This is a genomic window from Sphingobium sp. D43FB (genome assembly GCF_002312805.1).
GTDB lineage: Bacteria > Pseudomonadota > Alphaproteobacteria > Sphingomonadales > Sphingomonadaceae > Sphingobium.
Map to the genome: position 1 here is coordinate 1 of NZ_NMUA01000076.1, position 5880 is coordinate 5880.

Genomic DNA, 5880 nt, shown 5'->3' on the forward strand with positions numbered 1-5880 from the left:
CGTCGTCCAGATCATTGACCAGATCGAGGGCGAAGCTGGTGACGATGGGGTGGAAATGATGGGTATGGACGCTGGTTCAAGGAAGCCCGCCAAAGCCACCCGTCAGTCCCCCGCTACCCGCTCCAGCGTTTTCCCAGAGAAATCAGCCCGGCTTCGGCCCTGAACTCGCCCGTTCCATCAGCGTGAACAGAAATTCCGGCGCATCCTCCGGGCCGTTGGCGAGTGCGTCGATGACGGCGCGGCCCATATCCTCCAGCGGTTGGCGCACGGTCGTCAGCGGCGGCCAGGATGTCAGGCTGGCCGGGGTATCGTCGAAGCCGACCACCGAAAGATCTTCCGGCACCCGCAAACCGATCTGATGCGCCAGCGTCAGCACGCCCAGCGCCATATCGTCATTGGTGGCGAAGATCGCGCTCGGCGGCTCAGGCAGGGCCAGCAAGGCCTCGCCCGCCGCGATGCCTGATCCAAAAGTAAAGCCTCCGTCGACGAACAGGCTCTCGTCGACCGGCACCGCCGCTGCGGCCAGCCCGTCGCGAAACCCCTCGACCCGGCGCAAGGCCGATCGGTGCTTGGCGGGCGGGGTGATGATGCCGATCCGGCGATGGCCATGGGCGATCAGATGGTCCGCGACCATGCGTCCGGCGGCACGTTCGGGCGTGTGGATATTGAAGCCCGCCCCGACCACCGACCCCGCGATACGCGCACAGGGCAGACGCAACTCGGCGAGGCGCGCAAGCATCGCTGCATCATCGGACAGGGGCGGCACCAGCAGCACGCCATCGGGGCGCAGGGCCGCCACCAGTCGGTCAAGCACGTCGAACCGCTCCTCGCCGCCCGGCGAAATGGGTTCCACGACCAGGTGATAACCCAATTCGCGGCAACGCGCGGCGGCCCCCGACTGGATGCCGCTGATATAGCCCGGCGCGGGATTGCTGTAGAGATAGGCGATCATGAACGACCGCCCGCCCGCCAGCCGCCGCGCCGACTGGTTGGGCCGATAACCCAGTTCGCGCACCGCCGCCTGCACCCGTTCGCGCAATTCGGCACTGACATTGGGGGCATCGTTGACGACGCGCGACACCGTCTTGATCGAAACTTTGGCGAGGGCGGCGACGTGGTGGATGCTGGTCATGGATGTCTGGCTCGAAACAACGGAAACTCCGCTCATGCGGGGGGAAGGCGGCGCTTGGCAAGGCGCGATCATGCGCCCTATGCTGCCCATCGCCAACATAGGGATGGGCAGTGATGGGTGACGTGATCAATCTGCGCCAGGCGCGCAAGGCCAAGGCACGCGACGACAAGGCGCAGCAGGCCGACGCCAACCGCGCCAAATTCGGCCGCACCAAGGCGCAGCGACAGGCGGACGACACCCAGCGCGCCCGGCAGGAGGCGGCGGTCGACGCGGCCTATCGGGAAGATCGCGCACCCGAATAAGGCCGAGCCGCCCGACCCTGTTCCGGTTGCGCTTTTGCCCCTTGCCTGATACCGGCGCGCGCATCATCCGCGCCATTCCCGAACAGAAGAGTCGCCCACCATGTCTGACAAGATCAACCGCATCGTCCTCGCCTTTTCCGGTGGCCTTGACACCAGCGTGATCCTGAAATGGCTGCAACAGACCTATCAATGCGAAGTGGTGACCTTCACCGCCGATCTGGGGCAGGGCGAGGAACTGGAGCCGGCCCGTGCCAAGGCGCGGCTGATGGGCGTCAAGGAAGAGCATATCTTCATCGACGACCTGCGCGAAGAATTTGTCGCGGACTATGTGTTCCCGATGATGCGCTCCAACGCGCTGTATGAAGGTCTCTATCTGCTCGGCACCTCGATCGCCCGCCCGCTGATCGCTAAGCGCCAGATCGAAATCGCCAAGATGGTCGGCGCGGACGCGGTCAGCCATGGCGCGACCGGCAAGGGCAATGACCAGGTCCGCTTTGAACTCGGCTATTACGCCCTGTCGCCCGACATCAAGGTCATCGCACCATGGCGCGAATGGGATTTGACCAGCCGTACCAAGCTGATCGAATTCGCCGAAAAGAACCAGATTCCGATCGCCAAGGACAAGCGCGGCGAAAGCCCCTTCTCGACCGACGCGAACATGCTGCACACCTCGTCCGAGGGCAAGGTGCTGGAAGACCCGTGGGATGAAGTCCCCGACTATGTCTATTCGCGCACGGTCAACCCGGAGGACGCGCCCGACGCGCCCGAATATATCACCATCGATTTCGAGCGCGGCGATGGCATCGCGATCAATGGCGTCGCCATGAGCCCCGCGACCCTGCTCGAAACGCTGAACGACTATGGCCGCAAGCACGGCATCGGCCGTCTCGATCTCGTCGAAAACCGCTTCGTCGGCATGAAGTCGCGCGGCATGTATGAAACGCCTGGCGGCACCATCTATCATCTTGCCCATCGCGGCATCGAGCAGGTGACGCTGGATCGCGGCGCGGCGCATCTGAAGGACGAACTCGCCCCGCGCTATGCCGAACTCATCTATAACGGCTTCTGGTTCAGCCCGGAGCGTGAGATGCTGCAGGCCGCGATCGACCATAGCCAGGAAAAGGTCACCGGCACGGTCCGCCTCAAACTCTACAAGGGCGGCGTCTATATCGTTGGCCGCAAGTCGCCGCACTCGCTCTACAGCGAAAAGGTCGTGACGTTCGAGGATGATGCCGGTGCCTATGACCAGCGCGACGCGGCGGGCTTCATCAAGCTGAACGCCCTGCGCCTGCGCCTGCTGGGACGGCGCGACCAATAAGGCGGCTGTTCGCCCTGTTACACATTGCGACAGTTTGGCGGTTAGCCTGACATAGTTGCGGGACAAGTTGGGCCGATAAGCATCTTCAAGGACGGCGAAACGTCGTTCCACATAGATGCTTTGGAAGGAACAGAACATGATCCGCAAGTTTTTTGGAACCGTCGCGCTCGGCTCGCTCTTTGTCGGCGGCCTCGCCGCTTCCCACGTCGCTTTCGCCCAGCCGGGCGATGGTCCCGGTCGTGGTGGCCGTGGCGGTGGCATGATGATGATGGCCGACACCAACAAGGATGGCACGATCACGAGGGCGGAACTGACCGCCGGGCTGGAAGCGCGCTTCGCCAAGATGGACATCGACAAGGACGGCAAGCTGACCCAGGCCGATCGCGATGCGATGCGCACCCAGCGCCTCGACATGCGCTTTGCCAAGCTGGACACCGACAAGAATGGCCAGATCAGCAAGGCGGAAATGGCCGCCGCGCAGGAGGCCAAGGCTGACAAGCGGGCAGACAGGCGCGCCGAAGCGGGCAAGCCCGGCGGGCCGGAAGGTCGCCATTGGGGCGGTCGCCATCATGGTGGCCCCGGCAAGGGCGGCAAGATGATGGGCGGTCGCGGCGATGCGAACAAGGATGGCACCGTGACGAAGGCCGAATTCATGGCCGGACCTATGGCCATGTTCGACAAGGCCGACGCCAATAAGGATGGCCAGGTGACCGCCGACGAAATGAAGGCCGCGCGTCAGGCGATGCGTAGCGCCTGGAAGGACCGCAAGGCCGCCGCTCCGTCCGCCAACTGATCGAACACCCCCCGTTCACGGGTCCAGGCCCGGCATTCCCCTGCCATCCCTGAACCGGACTCGTGAACGCTTCCGGAAGGGCGAAGACTGGCTCCCCCGCCACGCCTTCGCCCTTCCAACTTTTTCCCGCCCATGACAGACAGGCGCAATGAGCGAAAAACCCCATCTCCTGCTCGTCGATGACGAGCGTTCGATCCGCGAGCCGCTGGCGCAATATCTGTCGCGCAACGGCTTTCGCGTCACCGCCGTCGACAGCGCGGCGGAGGCACGCATTCGCCTCAACGCCAATGCGATCGATATGGTGATCCTCGACATCATGATGCCGGGCGAGGATGGGCTGTCGCTCTGCCGCCACATTCGCGAGACCAGCGAAATCCCCGTCATCCTGCTCACGGCCCGCACCGAAGAAACCGACCGTATCGTGGGCCTCGAAATGGGCGCGGACGATTATGTCCTCAAACCCTTTTCCCCGCGCGAACTGGTCGCCCGGATCAAGGTGATCTTCCGCCGCGTCGCCACCGGCGGCCAGCGCGTGACCGCGCCGGACGGGGCCAATTACAGTTTCGCCGGATGGCTGCTCAAGACGCAGGAGCGTACGCTGGTCGATAGTGAGGGCGTATCGCTGCCGCTCTCGACGGCGGAATATAATCTGATGCTGGCCTTTGCCACCCGCCCCAATTCGGTGCTGAGCCGCGACCAGCTGCTCGACATCACCCAGGGCCGTGAGGCCAACGCCTTCGACCGGGCGATCGACAATCAGATCAGCCGCCTGCGCAAGAAGATCGAGCCTGATCCCAAGAACCCGACGCTGATCAAGACCGTCTGGGGTGGGGGCTACACGCTCTCGGCCGACGTGCGCAAACTTTGAAGCGCCTCCGCCTCTGGCCGCAAAGCCTGGTCGGGCAGATCATCGCGCTCGTCGCGCTGGCGCTGTTCGTGGCGCAGGCGATCAATTTCGGGCTGCTCTATCGCGAACGCATCCGGCTGCAGCTTACCGCGCAGACCGCGCCCGCCGTCTATCGCGTGGTCGACACGCTCGACAACCGCCCCGACCGGCCCGGCCCAGCGCGGATGCGGGCGCGCTTCGTGCAAGGCGCGCCGCAACTGACCGGCGAAAGCCGCCCGGACATCGAAAAGCGGGCGGCGGCGATGTTCGAGGATATCGGCCTGCGCATCCTGACCGTGCGCGTGGTGCAGGACGACGCGGTGATGCCGATGCGCCGGTGGGAACGGATTCGCGTGCGCGCCGATGGCGAACGGCCACATGACCATCGCGTCGAGCGGCTGACGCTGGCGGCCGAATATGAACCGGGCAAATGGGTCGTCACGCAAGCCCGCAGCGGCGATCGCCCGGCACGCTTTGGCGGCTGGCTGATCGGCCAGACCCTCATCCTCTATGTCATCGTCCTCCTGCCGCTGCTCTGGATCGGCAGCCGGCTCGCGCGTCCCTTGAAGCAACTCACCGGATCGGCGCAGCAATTTGCGCGCACCGGCGCGGCCGACGCCGTGGACGAACGCGGTCCCGGCGACGTGCGTGACCTCACCATGGCATTCAACGCCATGCGGTCGCGCATCATCGCCATGCTGGACGAAAAGGACCGGATGTTGGGTGCGATCGGCCATGATCTGCGCACGCCGCTGGCCTCGCTGCGGGTGCGCGCCGAATCGGTCGAGGATGATGCCGAACGCGCGCGGATGTCCGAAACCATCGATGAAATGAACCGGATGCTGGAGGATATCCTCTCGCTCGCCCGCGCCGGACGCAGCACGGAATCGGTGCAGAAAGTCGATCTCGCCGCGCTTGCTGACGCCGTGGTCGAGGATTTCATCGAACTGGACTCGCCCGTCGACATGACCGAAAGCGACCGCGCCGTCGCCTTCGTGCGCCCGCAACAGATCCGCCGCGCCCTGCGCAACCTCATCGAAAACGCCATCGTCTATGGCGAACGCGCCCATGTGTCGGTGGTGCGCGAAGCAGGGGCGATCCGCCTGGTCGTCGCCGATGACGGCCCCGGCATCGCCGAAGATCGAATGGAAGAAATGCTCGAACCCTTCACCCGTCTGGAAGGCTCCCGCAATCGCGAGACTGGCGGCGCGGGCTTGGGTCTAGCGCTGGTCCGCGCGATCATGGCCGAACATCAAGGCGAACTGCGCCTCACCAACCGCGCAGGGGGCGGGCTGGAGGCGAGCTTGGTGCTGCCTGCTTAGCCCGCCTTATTCACCAAAAGTGTCCTGAAGGGTTGGCGGGAGTGGCGTAAGCCTCTGATCTGAATTAGGAACTGGGTGTCTAAGCCGAACCTGCCGCAGGGCAGAAAATGCCACGGGCCACACCCGC

At 64.7% G+C, this 5880-nt stretch carries 6 protein-coding genes; 5 read left to right on the plus strand and 1 reads right to left on the minus strand.

The window, feature by feature from the left end; all coding sequences use genetic code 11:
- Positions 1–142: 142 nt before the first annotated feature.
- Positions 143–1132: a LacI family DNA-binding transcriptional regulator gene (locus SxD43FB_RS22790; RefSeq protein WP_096064074.1), complete on the minus strand. Its 990-nt coding sequence runs from the start codon at positions 1130–1132 to the stop codon at positions 143–145.
- Between the two features lie 113 nt (positions 1133–1245).
- Here SxD43FB_RS22790 and SxD43FB_RS22795 point away from each other — a divergent pair, with 113 nt between their 5' ends.
- The 5 genes from SxD43FB_RS22795 (at position 1246) to SxD43FB_RS22815 (ending at position 5753) form a co-directional block, all read left to right on the plus strand.
- Positions 1246–1434, plus strand: a complete 189-nt coding sequence (locus tag SxD43FB_RS22795) for a DUF4169 family protein (RefSeq protein ID WP_096064075.1) — start codon at positions 1246–1248, stop codon at positions 1432–1434.
- 100 nt (positions 1435–1534) lie between these two features.
- Positions 1535–2752 carry an argininosuccinate synthase gene (locus SxD43FB_RS22800; protein WP_096064076.1) on the plus strand — a complete coding sequence of 406 codons (1218 nt, stop codon included), beginning with the start codon at positions 1535–1537 and terminating at the stop codon, positions 2750–2752.
- Between the two features lie 136 nt (positions 2753–2888).
- Positions 2889–3545, plus strand: a complete 657-nt coding sequence (locus SxD43FB_RS22805; RefSeq protein ID WP_096064078.1) for a calcium-binding protein — start codon at positions 2889–2891, stop codon at positions 3543–3545.
- Positions 3546–3693: 148 nt separating this feature from the next.
- Entirely contained in the window at positions 3694–4413 is a 720-nt protein-coding gene (locus SxD43FB_RS22810; protein WP_006956807.1) for a response regulator transcription factor, read from the plus strand.
- Complete coding sequence (locus tag SxD43FB_RS22815; protein ID WP_096064077.1) at positions 4410–5753, plus strand: ATP-binding protein; 1344 nt, start codon at positions 4410–4412, stop codon at positions 5751–5753. Before SxD43FB_RS22810 ends, SxD43FB_RS22815 begins: the two co-directional genes overlap by 4 nt.
- The last annotated feature ends 127 nt before the right edge of the window (positions 5754–5880 follow it).